Origin of the sequence: Enterobacter cloacae complex sp. P40C2 (assembly GCF_014930695.1) — a bacterium.
In the GTDB taxonomy this organism is placed as follows: domain Bacteria; phylum Pseudomonadota; class Gammaproteobacteria; order Enterobacterales; family Enterobacteriaceae; genus Enterobacter; species Enterobacter pasteurii.
Map to the genome: position 1 here is coordinate 225,626 of NZ_JADBRP010000001.1, position 13,674 is coordinate 239,299.

Sequence of the window (13,674 nt, forward strand, 5' to 3'; positions counted from 1 at the left end):
ACATGAATCAGACAGAACTTCTTCACGTGAATTTTCCCCATCTGCGGGAGTTAAAACCGTTTGATACCGCCCACAGCGCCACGCCGTGGCTGGCTGACGGCGACGCGAAGCACAATCGTAAACTCTGCGCCTCCATTGAAGAGGCGGTGGTGCGCAGCGGCCTGCGGGACGGGATGACCATCTCCTTCCACCACGCGTTTCGAGAAGGCGACCGGGTGATCAACACCGTCGTGGGGCTGCTGGCGCGGATGGGCTTTAAAAACCTGACGCTGGCATCCAGCTCGCTGATGACCTGCAACGACGCGCTGATCGAGCATATCGAAAGCGGCGTTATCACCCGGATTTATACCTCCGGGATGCGCGGCAGGCTGGCGGAGGCCATCTCCCGCGGGCTGATGGACGAGCCGGTGCAAATCCACTCCCACGGCGGGCGCGTGAAGCTGCTCCAGGACGGCGAGCTGAATATCGACGTGGCGTTCCTCGGCGTGCCGTGCAGCGATGCGTTTGGCAACGCCAACGGCACGCGCGGCAAGTCGTGCTGCGGCTCGCTGGGCTACGCGATGGTGGACGCCCACTTTGCCCGTAAGGTGGTGCTGCTGACCGAAGAGCTGGTGCCGTTCCCGAACATGCCCGCCAGCCTGGCGCAGGATCGGGTGGACTACATCGTGCAGGTGGAGAGCGTGGGCGACCCGGCGAAAATCAGCGTCGGCGCGGCGCGCGTCACCAGCAACCCGCGCGAGCTGACGATCGCCCGCTATGCGGCGGACGTGATTGAACACTCGGGCTATTTCAGACCGGGCTTCTCGATGCAGACCGGCTCCGGCGCGGCGGCCACCGCCTGCACCCGCTTTATGGAAGAGAAGATGGAGCGCAGCGGCGTGAAGGCGCGCTTTGCGCTCGGCGGCATCACCGGCAGCCTGGTGGATCTGCACGAGAAGGGGCTGATCGAAAAGCTGCTGGACACCCAGTGCTTTGACGGCCAGGCAGCGGCCTCGCTGGCGCGCAACCCGAACCACGTGGAGATCTCCACTAACGTCTACGCCAGCCCCGGCAGCAAGGCGGCAAGCTGCGACCAGCTCGACGTGGTGATCCTCAGCGCTCTGGAAATTGACGTCGATTTCAACGTAAACGTCATCACCGGCTCCGACGGCGTGATGCGCGGCGCGTCCGGCGGGCACTGCGATGTGGCCGCCGCGGCGAACCTGACCATCGTCGTTGCGCCGCTGCTGCGCAGCCGCATTCCGACGGTGGTGAAGCGCGTCACAACGCGCCTGACGCCGGGGGAGAGCATTGACGTGCTGGTCACCGACCACGGCATTGCGGTCAATCCGGCGCGCCCGGAGATCCGCGAGCGCCTGCTGGCGGCCGGGCTGAAGGTTGTGGATATCAACGCGCTGTACGAGCGGGCGATCTCGCTGACGGGCGTACCGAAACCGATTGAGTTTACCGATAAGATCGTCGGGGTGATCCGCTACCGCGACGGCAGCGTCATCGACACCGTACGGCAGGTGAAGGAGGATCTATGATTTCAGCGACGCCCGTGCGGGCGGGTGTCGGCCTGGACGAACTGCTGGCGGCGAAGGAGCGCCGCGCGGCACGCCAGGCTGACTGGCTTGCGCGCTATCAACAGCCGGCGATCTCCCTCACGCTGGTCACGCCGGGCGCAATCAAAGACAGCCTGCGCTACCGCAACACCATGGGCGTGGCGCTGCAGATGTGCGACCAGCTGCTGTGGGAAAACCGCTGGCAGGTGCTGGACCGCCAGGTGCTGTGGCTGCCGACCGGGCCGGAAGCCCTGTGGTGCGTGGCCCATCCCGCGGCGGAAATCAAAGCGCACTGCGCGGAGCTGGAGCAGACGCACCCGCTCGGCAGGCTGTGGGATTTGGACGTGATTTGCCCTGAAAACGGCCACGTCGGGCGTCAGTCTCTGGGGGCGCACCTGCGCCGCTGCCTGATTTGCGATGAACCTGCCCACGCCTGCTCCCGCTCGCGGAATCACCCTGTGGAGCAGGTGGTTGCCCGCGTGGAGAAGATGATTGATGACTGGTTTGCTCGCGACTAAGCCGCGCCCGGCGGACGTTCCCGCGCTTGCCGAAGCGGCGCTATGGCAGGAGCTGGAGCTGACGCCCAAGCCGGGGCTGGTGGACAGGCTCAATAACGGCTCCCATCGCGATATGGATCATGCGCTGTTTGTCCGCAGCATTGCGGCGATAGCGCCGTGGTTTATGCGTTTTGCGGAGCTGGGTAACGCCCATGCAGATAAGCCCGCTGGCGAACAGCTGCGGATCCTCCGCCCGATGGGGATGGCGTGCGAGCAGGCCATGTATGCCGCAACCGGCGGGATAAACACCCACAAAGGCGGCATTTTTGCCCTCGGGCTGCTGTGCTTCGCTGCCGGACGCGTGAAGGAGGCCTGCGCCGAAAGCCTCTGCCTTGAGGTAAGTAACGTCTGTCGTGGGCTGGTTTCGCGGGAGCTGGCCGGGCGCAGCGGGCAGGCGACGGCGGGGGAGCGGCAGTACCAGCGGTACGGCTTGACCGGCGCGCGCGGCGAGGCGGAGAGCGGGTTTGCGACGGTGCGCAACGCGCTGGCGCGGTGGAACGGACGGTCGCTTCACGGCCTGCTGTTACGACTGATGGCAATAAATCAGGACAGCAACCTGGTGTCGCGCGGCGGCATTGAGGGGTTGCGCTACGTGCAGGGTTACGCTCGGGAGCTGCTGGCTAACGGCTGGGACCGAGAGGCGTTGCGTAGAATGGATAATGCATTGATCGAACGGAATTTAAGCCCTGGAGGCAGCGCGGATTTGCTGTCAGTGGGGTGGGTACTTGCTGCAATAAAATAGCCGGGCGGCGGCTTCGCCTGCCCGGCACAACAATTAATGCGCGACTGGCTGTGCGCCGTGCGGTTCGCGTACATGCTTGTACTGGAACAGCACGATAAACGCGAAGAACAGCACCAGCGAGTACGCCGCGAAGATGAGCCACACGGGCTGCCAGTTGGTGATGCCGTTCGTGGTGTACATCTCAACCACTTTACCGCTCACCACGCCGCCCAGAATACAGCCGAAGCCGTTGGTCATCATCAGGAACATGCCCTGCGCGCTGGCGCGGATTTCAGGCTTCACCTCTTTTTCCACAAATACCGAACCGGAGATGTTGAAGAAGTCGAAGGCGCAGCCGTAAACAATCATCGACAGAACCAGCAGCACGGTGCCGAACGCGCTAGGGTCGCCGTAGGCGAACAGGCCGAAGCGCAGCATCCACGCGGCGATACTGATCAGCATAACGTTCTTGATGCCGTAACGGCTCAGGAAGAACGGGATGGTCAGGATGAACAGCGTTTCGGAGATCTGCGAGATAGACATCATCACCGAAGCGTGTTCAACGATAAAGCTTCCGGCAAACAGCGGATCGTTATCGAAGCTGTGCAGGAAGGTGTTGCCGAACATGTTGGTGATTTGCAGCTCCGCGCCCAGCAGCATGGAGAAGATAAAGAAGATCGCCATGCGCTTGTTCTTGAACAGCGCGAATGCGTCCAGGCCGAGCATGGTGCTCCAGCTCTGGTTTTTCTGCTGGTTAGACACCGGAATATGCGGCAGCGTCAGGGTAAACAGCGCCAGCAGTACGGAGAGCGCCGCACCGATATACAGCTGCATATGGCTCAGCTCGAAGCCTGCGAAGCTCACGCCCCACATTGCCATGATAAAGCCGATGGTGCCCCAGATACGGATTGGCGGGAAGTCGGTAACGATATCCAGACCGGCAGACTTCAGGCGGTAGTAGGAGATGGTGTTGATCAGCCCAAGCGTTGGCATGTACGCCAGCGAGTTAAGCAGGATCACCATAAACATCGCCCCCGGCGTCGTCACTTCGGCCGCCATGAACAGCGTCCCCGCGCCCACCAGATGGCAAAGCATGTACAGCCACTTCGCGCTTAACCACTTATCTGCCACGATACCGAGCAGCGTTGGCATGAAAACAGCCGCGATGCCCAGCGAGCTGTAGACGGCACCGATTGACGCACCATCGAACTTGAGCGTCACAAACATATAGGAGCCGAGTGTAGTCAGCCAGCTTCCCCACAGGCAGAACTGCAGAAACGACAAGATTTTAAGCTGCAGCTTAAGGTTCATGTTACTTTCCTCACAAGTGAGCGGGAGATATGTTGTTATAGGAACATTCAGGGTTGTAATTTGATGCAATTCTATCAGCTGACGGGGGCGGGTTTTGTTACCTCCCGCAAAAAAATGCAATCCATATTAATTTGCAGTCTGGATTGTGATGCAAATAGCATTTTTGTATGGGTGGGGATTGGGTGCGGTTTGTTCCCCTCACCCTGCCCTCTCCCCAAAGGGGAGAGGGTGTTCAAGTTCCCTCTCCCCTTTGGGGAGAGGGTTAGGGTGAGGGGGTGTTATTTTCTAGCGGCGACGGTAGTTCTTCTGCGCCGTATTCACCTTATACAGATAGCGGCGGGATTCCGCTGACGGGTGGCGGGTGGTGAGGGTGGTGTACACGTCCCCCGGCGCCATGCTGTTGATGATGTTCGCGGCCTGCACCTTGTCGTTCGAGAAGACGCGGAGCACGCTGCCCGCGCCGCCGTTATAGGCGGTAATAACCGCATAGCGACGTGAAGTCGGGTTATCAATCCCGCCAAGATAGACATTGTTCAGCATGGCCAGATAGGCCGTTCCGGTATCAATGTTGCTTTGCGGGTCGAACAGGTAGCTGCGGCTTGGCGTGCCGGATTTCCCCTGCGAGCGGAACACGTCTTTACCGGCGCTGTGCTGCACAACCTGCATCAGCCCCAGCGCGTCGGAACGGCTCACGGCGTAGGGGTTAAATGACGATTCGGTCTGCATAATCGCCAGGATCAGCGACTCGTCCACGCCGTACTTGCGCGATGCCTGACGCACCATGCCCAGATACTTATGCGCTCGCTTGTCGAGGTGGTTTGGCACCAGGTTAATCGTGACGCTGTAGATCACCTTCAGCCCGTTGGTGCGGCTTTTCAGGCGCGTTTGCAGCAGGTAGTCGGCAAATTTCGTGGCGCGGCCTTCCCAGCGGATAGGCTGACCGGTCTGGTCCACGACCTGACCGTACAGGAACGGCTCTTTGGAAATGGTAATGTCATCGGCGTCAGAGTAGAGGTCGATAGATCCCGGATCGTCGCCCATCAGCAGGGTCTTGATGATGGCCTGCCGTAAATGCGCCGCAGGTTCGGTCCCCGCGATGGTTTCAACCGTGATCGTACCGTCATCGAAGTTGATGTGGCTACGGGTCTGATAGGCGTCGGTGTACTTAACGTAGTCCTTCGGTCCGGCGATAAGAACTTCGTTAAATCCCCATATATTTTCGATGTTGTGGGCAAACTGCCCCATCAAAATGTCAAAACCGTTAGTGTCCTTAACCCAGGCTTCGTTATAGCTATCGCCCTTTTTGGAAGAACAAGACACAAGCAACGGCGCAACAAGTGCTAGCGCTAAAAGTTTTTTCATCATTCCGGGAGTGCGTGTTGTGTTTGCTGTAACGGCGGGGTTAACCCCGCACGCTGTTATTTTTCCGGCGGCGTATAGCCTTCGATGTGTACGTCTTTACCTTCGAACAGGAAGTTCACCATCTCCTGCTCCAGCAGCTTGCGGTGCTCCGGGTTCATCATGCTGAGCTTTTTCTCGTTGATCAGCATGGTCTGTTTTTGCTGCCACTGTCCCCAGGCTTCTTTAGAGATCTCGTTATAGATGCGCTTACCCAGGTCGCCCGGGTAGAGCTGGAAATCCTGGCCCTCAGCGTCGCGCTGCAGGAAAGTACAAAAAATGGTTCTGGCCATACTCATTCCTCTTTGTGTTGCCGATGCTAAACCATTGCACCGACACGTAATTGCTGTAACAGGCGCTCCACGGGAGCCGCCAGCCCGACTGATGGCGGTTGCGCTAAGTTATACCAGAGAGCGGTGCCTTCATCCATGCACGAGGTGAATGAGGACACGGGAAGCCACATAGGCACAATATCCAGATGGAAATGGCTAAAGGTATGGCGGAACGCGTTCAGCTGCGTCAGCGTATCGGCGGCAATGCCGCGTTGCTTAAGCCATTCCCGAAGCGAGGCTTCATCCTCAAACTGTGGGAAGCAGTATAGACCACCCCACAGGCCACTCGGTGGGCGCTGCGCAAGGAACACCTGTTCGCCGTGCTGCATCAGCAGCATATACCCGGTGCGCTCCGGCAGCGTCTGCTTCGGTTTTTTCCCCGGATACTGCGCCCATGACTGGTTGGCGTAGGCGACGCAGAGGTTATTCACCGGACAGAGTTCGCACTTCGGTTTTGAACGGGTGCAGACCATCGCGCCCAGATCCATCATCGCCTGGTTAAAACGCTCCACGCCTTTCGCCGGGGTGACCGCTTCAGCGATCTCCCACAGGCGCTTTTCAACGTCCTTCTTGCCCGGCCAGCCGTCAACGGCGTAACAGCGGGCGAGCACGCGCTTCACGTTGCCGTCGAGGATCGGGAAATGCTTGCCTAACGATAGCGAGAGAATAGCGCCCGCGGTTGAGCGCCCAACGCCGGGTAAATCCGCTACCTCGTCAAAGGTCTCCGGAAATTTACCGTTGTGCCGCGTGGCCACCTGCTGGGCGGCTTTGTGCAGATTACGCGCGCGGGCATAGTAGCCGAGCCCGGTCCACAGGTGCAGCACTTCGTCCAGAGGGGCGTTTGCCAGGTCGGTCACCGTCGGGAAGCGCGCCATAAAACGCTCGAAGTAAGGGATCACGGTGGTGACCTGCGTTTGTTGCAACATCACCTCGGAGAGCCATACTTTGTAAGGCGTTTTTTCAATTTGCCAGGGCAGGGTTTTACGCCCGTATTTGTCGTACCAGTCCAGCACCTGGGCTGAAAATTGAGAGGCTTGCATGGTCATCGATTCGCATAATCAGGGACGCAGATTGCAGCACAGCGTCAATCTGCTGTAAACCGGATCTTTCCCATGCTTGCATAGAAGCCTTAACTTTGGATAATGCCCGTTTCCCGAACACTCTCACAAGCAGACAACTCTTTTATGAAAAACGACGTCATTTCACCGGAATTTGATGAAAACGGTCGCCCGCTGCGCCGTATTCGCAGCTTTGTCCGCCGTCAGGGCCGCCTGACAAAAGGGCAGCAACACGCGCTGGACAACTACTGGCCGGTGATGGGCGTTGAGTTCAGCGAGCAGCCTCTCGACTTTACCGAACTGTTTGGCCGCGATGCGCCCGTCACCCTGGAGATCGGTTTTGGCATGGGCACGTCGCTGGTGACCATGGCGAAAGCGCGCCCGGAACAGAACTTCCTCGGCATTGAAGTGCACTCGCCGGGCGTCGGCGCCTGTCTGGCTACGGCCCATGAAGAGGGCGTTGAGAACCTGCGCGTAATGTGTCACGACGCGGTGGAAGTGCTGCACAAAATGATTCCTGACAATTCTTTGAACATGGTTCAGCTCTTTTTCCCTGACCCGTGGCACAAAGCGCGTCATAATAAACGCCGTATCGTTCAGGCACCGTTTGCCGAGCTGGTGAAAAGTAAGCTGAAGCTGGGCGGCGTCTTCCACATGGCGACCGACTGGGAACCTTATGCGGAACATATGCTGGAAGTGATGTCGTCTCTGGACGGGTATAAAAACCAGTCTGAAAGCAACGACTACGTACCGCGTCCGGATTCACGTCCGGTGACAAAATTTGAACAGCGTGGCCATCGTCTTGGTCACGGCGTATGGGACTTAATGTTCGAGAGGGTGAAATAATGGCAAAGAATCGTAGCCGTCGTCTGCGTAAAAAGATGCACATCGAAGAATTCCAGGAAGTAGGTTTCTCCGTTGCCTGGCGCTTCCCGGAAGGCACCAGCGTCGAACAGATCGACCAGGACGTTGATGCGTTCATCAACGAGGTGATCGAGCCAAACAAGCTGGCCTTCGACGGTAGCGGCTATCTGGCGTGGGAAGGTCTGATCTGCACCCAGGAAGTGGGGAAATGCACCGAAGAACATCAGGCGCTGGTACGCAAATGGCTTGAAGACCACAACCTGGAAGATGTCCGCGTCAGCGAACTTTTCGACGTTTGGTGGGACTAATAAAGAAGTCAGGGGCCAGCATTAGCTGGCCCATTTTGTCTGAGGGAGTGTTAAAGATGCGCAAAACGTTGCTGGCTGTTGCTTTACTGGCAATCGGTTCCACCGCCCATGCGGAGTATAAATGTAGCGTCACCCCGCGTGACGACGTGGTGTTAAGCCCGCAAACCGTGCAGGTTAAAGGCGAGAACGGCAATCTGGTGATTACGCCGGAGGGTAACGTCACCTTTAACGGCAAGCCGCAAAACCTGACGGCCGCCCAGCGTGAACAGGCGAAGGATTATCAGGCCGAGCTGCGTACCGCGCTGCCGTGGATCAACGACGGCGCGCTGACCCGCGTTGAGAAGGGGCGCGTGGCGCTGGATAAAATCATCACCAAAGAGGTGGGTGAAAGCAGCAATATGCGCACCCGCCTGACGAAGCTGGATAAGCAGCTGAAAGAGCAGATGAACCGAATTATCGAGACCCGCTCCGACGGACTGACGTTCCACTATAAGGCGATCGACCAGGTGCGCGCCGACGGCCAGCAACTGGTGAACCAGGCGATGGGCGGCATTCTCCAGGACAGCATTAACGAGATGGGCGCCAAAGCGGTGCTGAAAGGCGGCGGTAACCCTTTGCAGGGCGTGCTGGGCAGCCTGGGCGGACTGCAAACCTCGATTCAGAACGAGTGGAAGAATCAGGAAGCCGATTTCCAGCAGTTCGGCAAAGACGTGTGTAAACGCGTGGTGTCGCTGGAAGATAGCAGAAAGGCGCTGGTGGGGACGCTGAAGTAATTAACTTCACCCCTCACCCTAACCCTCTCCCCAAAGGGGCGAGGGAAGAGTTTGCTCCCTCTCCCTTTCAGGGAGAGGGCCGGGGTGAGGGTTGCAGCGCCTGCAGCGTTTCAAGGATCTTTTCTAGCACCGCCTCTTCATTATTCCAAAGTTCATTGTTCCAGAATCGAATGACGTGCCAGCCCTTTTGGTTTAACCACAACGTCCTTTGACGATCGTATTCCTGATTTTCATCATGCTGTCCGCCGTCCAGTTCAATAGCCAGACGAGCCGCGCAGCAGGCGAAATCGAGAATATAGTTGCCTGCCGGATGTTGTCGGCGAAATTTATAATTTTCGAAACGGCGGCTGCGCAGTAAATACCAAAGCCGTCTTTCTTCCTGTGTGAGCTCGCGTCTGAGCTGCTTTGCGTATGAACGTATAATTTCCATCCCCACACTCTGCCAGCCTTTCCCTCAGCCGACAGAACGGGATGCAAAATCCTGAATCAGCCTTCAGATTCTTCGGCGAGGAACAGCTCAAGAAGGGAGTTTAAGAACAGCTTGCCGTGCTCGGTGATCTGCCAGTATTCCTCACATTCCGTGAGATACCCCTGCGCCAGCGCCTCGTCAATCTGCGGGCGAATCACTGATTCCGGCAGTCCGGTATAGCGCGCAAACTCTTTCCGCGGTGCGGCTTCCAGCAGGCGGAAGCGGTTCATAAAGAACTCAAACGGTTTGTCCGCCGCCTCGACGTCGTGCTGATGTTCGAGATAACGACCTTCCATATACCCGCGCGGATGGCGCGTTTTGGCGGTGCGCAGTATTCGCCCGTCCGGGAAGGTCACTTTGCCGTGCGCGCCGCAGCCAATCCCCAGATAGTCGCCAAATCGCCAGTAGTTCAGGTTGTGCTGACACTGATATCCCGGCTTCGCATAGGCAGACGTTTCATATTGCTCATAGCCCGCAGCGGTTAACAGCCGGTGGCCCTGCTCGAAGATATCCCACAGCGCGTCGTCGTCCGGCAGCACCGGTGGACGGGAACCAAACAGGGTGTTCGGCTCAATGGTCAGCTGATACCACGACAGATGCGGCGGCGCCAGCGCAATCGCCTGGCGCAAATCGTCCAGCGCCTCTTCCAGCGACTGATCCGGCAGGCCGTGCATCAGATCGAGGTTAAAGCTGCGCAGGCCAAGCCCTGTCGCCAGGTTTGCCGCGCGCTTCGCCTCTTCCGGGCCGTGAATGCGCCCCAGGCGCTTCAGCTTTGGCTCGCTAAAGCTCTGCACGCCGATGGAGATACGGTTCACGCCAGCGCGCTGATACTCGACAAAACGGTCGGCCTCAACGGTGCCGGGGTTGGCTTCCATCGTAATTTCAGCATCCGCTGCCAGATTCAGGCGCGACCGCACGCCGTCCAGCAGCGTCTGCATCGCCGGGCCTGAAAGCAGGCTCGGCGTGCCGCCACCAATAAAAATGGTCTTTACTTCACGTCCCTGCGCGTACGGTACATCGGCATCCAGGTCGGCCAGCAGATGGGCAACGTAGTCATCATGCGGCACTTCGCCCTTCAGCGCGTGCGAGTTGAAATCGCAGTACGGACATTTCTGCACGCACCACGGGATATGAATATAAAGACTCAGAGGCGGCAAATTAGCCATTACGCAGTGCTTCCAGTAACAGTTTCAGGGCGCGTCCACGGTGGGAAATCGCGCTTTTCTCTTCGCGGGTCAGTTCCGCAGCGGTTTTGCCCTCGGTGGGGACAAAGAAAATCGGGTCGTAGCCAAAGCCGCCGCTGCCTGCCGCCTCACGGGTGATCACGCCCGGCCAGCTGCCGTGGCAGACGATCGGCGTTGGATCTTCCGCGTGACGCATGTAGACCAGCACGCAGTGGAACTGCGCGGTACGCTGTTCGTCAGGCACGTCCTTCAGGGCAACGAGCAGCTTTTCCAGGTTTTGCCGGTCGGTAGCGTCCACGCCGGAGTAGCGGGCGGAGTAAATGCCCGGCGCACCGCCCAGAAAATCCACGGCCAGGCCGGAGTCATCGGCAATGGCAGGCAGCCCCGTGATTTGCGCGGCGTGGCGCGCTTTCAGAATGGCGTTTTCGATAAACGTCAGGCCAGTCTCTTCGGCGGAATCGACGCCCAGCTCGGTCTGAGCCACCACGTCCAGCCCAAAATCATTTAATAGCGAGGCCAGCTCGCGCACTTTACCGGCGTTACCGGTGGCGAGAACAACTTTCTGCATGGTTTAGTCCTGTTCTGTCAGAGCCGCGACTTCCGTCGGGATAGATTGCGGATTGAGGATTTTTACCTGTTTATGCCGCCCAAGTTCACCTTTTTCAATGATGACCTGGCTTTTAGCAACGCGAAACTGTTTAGCCAGATATTTGGTCAGATGCGCATTCGCCTGACCGTCTACCGGGGGGGCGGTGATGGCGACCTTTAACTCGTCGCCATGCAGCCCCACAATGCTGTCGCGGCTGGCTTTCGGCTGAATGTACAGCCGTAAGACCAGCCCGTCTGTGCAGGTGCTTACCGCACTCATAACGCCATCCACAGCCCCGGCAGCAGCATATTGCCCGTTGCCTGCAGCAGCTCCGCAATGCCCATATTGAGCACGTACAGCAGCAGCACGAGAAGCATCGGCGAGAAGTCGATACCGCCCATCGCCGGCAGCAGACTGCGAATCGGACGCAGCAGCGGTTCAGTGAGCTGAATCAGCGCGTATTCCACAGGGCTGCGGCCCCGGCTCACCCAGCTCATGATTGCCATGACCAGCAGAACCCAGAAGATCAGCAGGCCGACGGTTTTCACGAGGATCAGGACGGCAGAAATCCAGATAATCGGCTGGAAGGTAATGACCATAAACAGCACGATCGCTTTGATAATGCTCAGAATAAACGCCATCAGCAGAGATGAGCTGTCAATCGGCCCCATTGCCGGAATAACGCGGCGAAGCGGCCCCACAACAGGCTGCGTAATTTTCACGATAAATTGTGAGAACGGGTTGTAAAAATCACAGCGGGCCCACTGCATCCAGACGCGCAGTAACAGCGCCATCGTGTACAGCTCAATCACCGTTGAGAGCAGGAAAGTCAACGTCTTCATGGCGTTCCTCAGTTTTCCTTATTATTGGGTGTAATCGCGCGCACCGAAAATTGCCGTGCCGATGCGCACCATGGTACTGCCTGCCGCGATGGCGGCTTCCATATCGTCCGACATGCCCAGAGAAAGCGTGTCTACCGTGTCATAGCGCGCTTTAAGCGCCTCAAATGCTACAGCCATTTGCTGTGCCACGGCAAACTGCCTTTCATAACTTGACTCAGGCGCCGGAATTGCCATCAGCCCGCGCAGGGTCAGGCGCGGCAGCGCCGCCACCTCAGCCGCCAGCGCATCCAGCTCGCTCAGCGCAATGCCGGACTTGCTGTTTTCATCACTGATATTGATTTGAATCAGCACGTTAAGCGCGGGCAGCTCCGCCGGACGCTGGTCGTTCAGACGGGTAGCAATGCGCAGGCGATCGAGGGTGTGGCACCAGTCGAAGTGCTCTGCCACCAGACGGCTTTTGTTCGACTGTAGCGGACCGATAAAGTGCCATTGCAGGTCCGTATTACCCTGTTCCCGGAAATAGCGAATTTTATCCACGCCTTCCTGCACGTAGTTTTCGCCAAACGCGCGATGGCCGGCGGCAATCGCTTCTGCGATGGCGCTCGCAGGCTTGGTTTTGCTGACTGCAAGCAAGGTAATTTCTTCTGAAGCACGGCCGCAACGCGTTGCAGCGGCTGAGATTTTGTCCCGGACCTGTGCCAGGTTATGCGCAATGTCGTTCATTTTCCGAGGAGTAGTCTATGGATGTGGAAGAAATTGTGGCCCTTAGTGTAAAGCATAACGTCTCCGATCTACACCTGTGCAGTGATTCGCCGCCGCGCTGGCGCAGAGCGGGGCGCCTTGAACCCGCGCCGTTTCCACCCCCGGACGTGGAGGCGTTATTGAAAGCGTGGCTCAACGACGAGCAGCAGGGCGCATGGTGGGCGAGCGGGCAGGTGGATTTTGCCGTTACCGTCGCGGGCAATCAGCGTCTGCGCGGCAGCGCGTTCAGGCATATGCAGGGCGTTTCGATCGCGCTGCGGCTGTTGCCGCTGGCGTGCCCGCAGCTCTCTGCGTTAGGCGTGCCGCGAACGATCCCGGCGCTACTGTGCAATGACGATGGTCTGATTCTGGTCACCGGCGCAACCGGCAGCGGGAAGTCAACGACGCTTGCAGCGATGGTCGATTTTCTCAATCACCATACGGACGGCCATATTCTTACCCTGGAAGATCCGGTGGAGTTCAGGTACCAGAGCGAACGCTGTTTGATCCAGCAGCGGGAGATAGGCCAGCACAGCCCGTCCTTTGCCGAGGCGCTGCGCAGCGCGCTTCGTGAAGATCCGGATGTCATTTTGCTTGGCGAGCTGCGCGACAGCGAAACTATCCGCCTGGCGCTGACGGCGGCTGAGACCGGGCATCTGGTGTTAGCCACGCTGCATACGCGCGGTGCGGCTCAGGCAATTGAGCGCCTGGTGGATATCTTCCCGGCGCAGGAGAAAGATCCGGTGCGTAATCAGCTGGCGGGAAGCCTGCGTGCGGTGCTGGCTCAGAAGCTGCGTCAGGACGTTCAGGGCGGGCGTGTGGCGCTGTATGAGCTTCTGGTGAATACCCCGGCGGCGGCAAACCTGATCCGCGAAGGCAAAACGTGGCAACTGCCGGGCATTATTCAAACCGGACAGCAGGCGGGTATGCAGAACTTTGAGCAGAGCCTGGCGGAGCGACGGGCGCAGGGGCGGCTGTAGGCC

At 58.6% G+C, this 13,674-nt stretch carries 17 protein-coding genes; 7 read left to right on the forward strand and 10 right to left on the reverse strand.

What is annotated here, in order from left to right:
• Window positions 1-2: 2 nt before the first annotated feature.
• From citF to citG, 3 genes are read left to right on the forward strand one after another with little or no spacing between them, the layout of a single operon-like run.
• Window positions 3-1,526, forward strand: a complete 1,524-nt coding sequence (gene citF / locus IM304_RS01030) for a citrate lyase subunit alpha (protein ID WP_193354960.1) — start codon at window positions 3-5, stop codon at window positions 1,524-1,526.
• Window positions 1,523-2,062: a citrate lyase holo-[acyl-carrier protein] synthase gene (citX, locus tag IM304_RS01035; protein ID WP_193354959.1), complete on the forward strand. Its 540-nt coding sequence runs from the start codon at window positions 1,523-1,525 to the stop codon at window positions 2,060-2,062. The genes citF and citX overlap by 4 nt, the downstream gene beginning before the upstream one ends.
• Complete coding sequence (citG, locus tag IM304_RS01040) at window positions 2,040-2,843, forward strand: triphosphoribosyl-dephospho-CoA synthase CitG (RefSeq protein ID WP_193354958.1); 804 nt, start codon at window positions 2,040-2,042, stop codon at window positions 2,841-2,843. Before citX ends, citG begins: the two co-directional genes overlap by 23 nt.
• Before the next feature lie 33 nt (window positions 2,844-2,876).
• On the opposite strand, the gene IM304_RS01045 is transcribed toward citG, so the two are convergent.
• From IM304_RS01045 to mutY, 4 genes are all read right to left on the reverse strand, one after another.
• Window positions 2,877-4,133: a nucleoside permease gene (locus IM304_RS01045; protein WP_148418505.1), complete on the reverse strand. Its 1,257-nt coding sequence runs from the start codon at window positions 4,131-4,133 to the stop codon at window positions 2,877-2,879.
• 285 nt (window positions 4,134-4,418) lie between these two features.
• Window positions 4,419-5,495: a membrane-bound lytic murein transglycosylase MltC gene (gene mltC / locus IM304_RS01050; RefSeq protein ID WP_148418648.1), complete on the reverse strand. Its 1,077-nt coding sequence runs from the start codon at window positions 5,493-5,495 to the stop codon at window positions 4,419-4,421.
• 56 nt (window positions 5,496-5,551) lie between these two features.
• Window positions 5,552-5,824 (reverse strand): oxidative damage protection protein, encoded by a 273-nt coding sequence (locus tag IM304_RS01055; protein ID WP_148418506.1) that lies wholly within the window; start codon window positions 5,822-5,824, stop codon window positions 5,552-5,554.
• Between the two features lie 26 nt (window positions 5,825-5,850).
• The gene (gene mutY, locus IM304_RS01060) at window positions 5,851-6,903 is read right to left on the reverse strand and encodes an A/G-specific adenine glycosylase (protein WP_193354957.1); all 1,053 of its coding nucleotides are present in this window, start codon (window positions 6,901-6,903) and stop codon (window positions 5,851-5,853) included.
• Window positions 6,904-7,047: 144 nt separating this feature from the next.
• Here mutY and trmB point away from each other — a divergent pair, with 144 nt between their 5' ends.
• The 3 genes from trmB to IM304_RS01075 are packed head-to-tail and all read left to right on the forward strand — an operon-like array spanning window position 7,048 to window position 8,866.
• Complete coding sequence (gene trmB, locus IM304_RS01065) at window positions 7,048-7,767, forward strand: tRNA (guanosine(46)-N7)-methyltransferase TrmB (RefSeq protein ID WP_022649361.1); 720 nt, start codon at window positions 7,048-7,050, stop codon at window positions 7,765-7,767.
• Complete coding sequence (locus IM304_RS01070; RefSeq protein WP_193354956.1) at window positions 7,767-8,093, forward strand: YggL family protein; 327 nt, start codon at window positions 7,767-7,769, stop codon at window positions 8,091-8,093. Before trmB ends, IM304_RS01070 begins: the two co-directional genes overlap by 1 nt.
• A 56-nt stretch (window positions 8,094-8,149) precedes the next feature.
• A complete protein-coding gene (locus IM304_RS01075) occupies window positions 8,150-8,866 on the forward strand; it encodes a DUF2884 domain-containing protein (protein WP_148418509.1) in 717 nt (238 codons plus the stop codon).
• A gap of 67 nt (window positions 8,867-8,933) precedes the next feature.
• Here IM304_RS01075 and IM304_RS01080 read toward each other — a convergent pair whose 3' ends face one another.
• The 6 genes from IM304_RS01080 to IM304_RS01105 are packed head-to-tail and all read right to left on the reverse strand — an operon-like array spanning window position 8,934 to window position 12,673.
• Window positions 8,934-9,296: an endonuclease domain-containing protein gene (locus tag IM304_RS01080; RefSeq protein WP_193354955.1), complete on the reverse strand. Its 363-nt coding sequence runs from the start codon at window positions 9,294-9,296 to the stop codon at window positions 8,934-8,936.
• 56 nt (window positions 9,297-9,352) lie between these two features.
• Window positions 9,353-10,501, reverse strand: coding sequence for a radical SAM family heme chaperone HemW (hemW, locus tag IM304_RS01085; protein ID WP_193354954.1), 1,149 nt, complete (start codon window positions 10,499-10,501; stop codon window positions 9,353-9,355).
• A complete protein-coding gene (locus tag IM304_RS01090) occupies window positions 10,494-11,087 on the reverse strand; it encodes an XTP/dITP diphosphatase (protein ID WP_148418512.1) in 594 nt (197 codons plus the stop codon). The genes hemW and IM304_RS01090 overlap by 8 nt, the downstream gene beginning before the upstream one ends.
• Before the next feature lie 3 nt (window positions 11,088-11,090).
• On the reverse strand, window positions 11,091-11,387 hold the full coding sequence (yggU, locus tag IM304_RS01095; protein WP_047364545.1) for a DUF167 family protein YggU: 297 nt from the start codon (window positions 11,385-11,387) through the stop codon (window positions 11,091-11,093).
• Window positions 11,384-11,950 (reverse strand): YggT family protein, encoded by a 567-nt coding sequence (locus tag IM304_RS01100; protein WP_193354953.1) that lies wholly within the window; start codon window positions 11,948-11,950, stop codon window positions 11,384-11,386. Before IM304_RS01100 ends, yggU begins: the two co-directional genes overlap by 4 nt.
• Window positions 11,951-11,971: 21 nt before the next feature.
• Entirely contained in the window at window positions 11,972-12,673 is a 702-nt protein-coding gene (locus IM304_RS01105) for a YggS family pyridoxal phosphate-dependent enzyme (protein ID WP_148418514.1), read from the reverse strand.
• 17 nt (window positions 12,674-12,690) lie between these two features.
• Here IM304_RS01105 and IM304_RS01110 point away from each other — a divergent pair, with 17 nt between their 5' ends.
• A complete protein-coding gene (locus IM304_RS01110; protein ID WP_193354952.1) occupies window positions 12,691-13,671 on the forward strand; it encodes a type IV pilus twitching motility protein PilT in 981 nt (326 codons plus the stop codon).
• Window positions 13,672-13,674 lie beyond the last annotated feature (3 nt).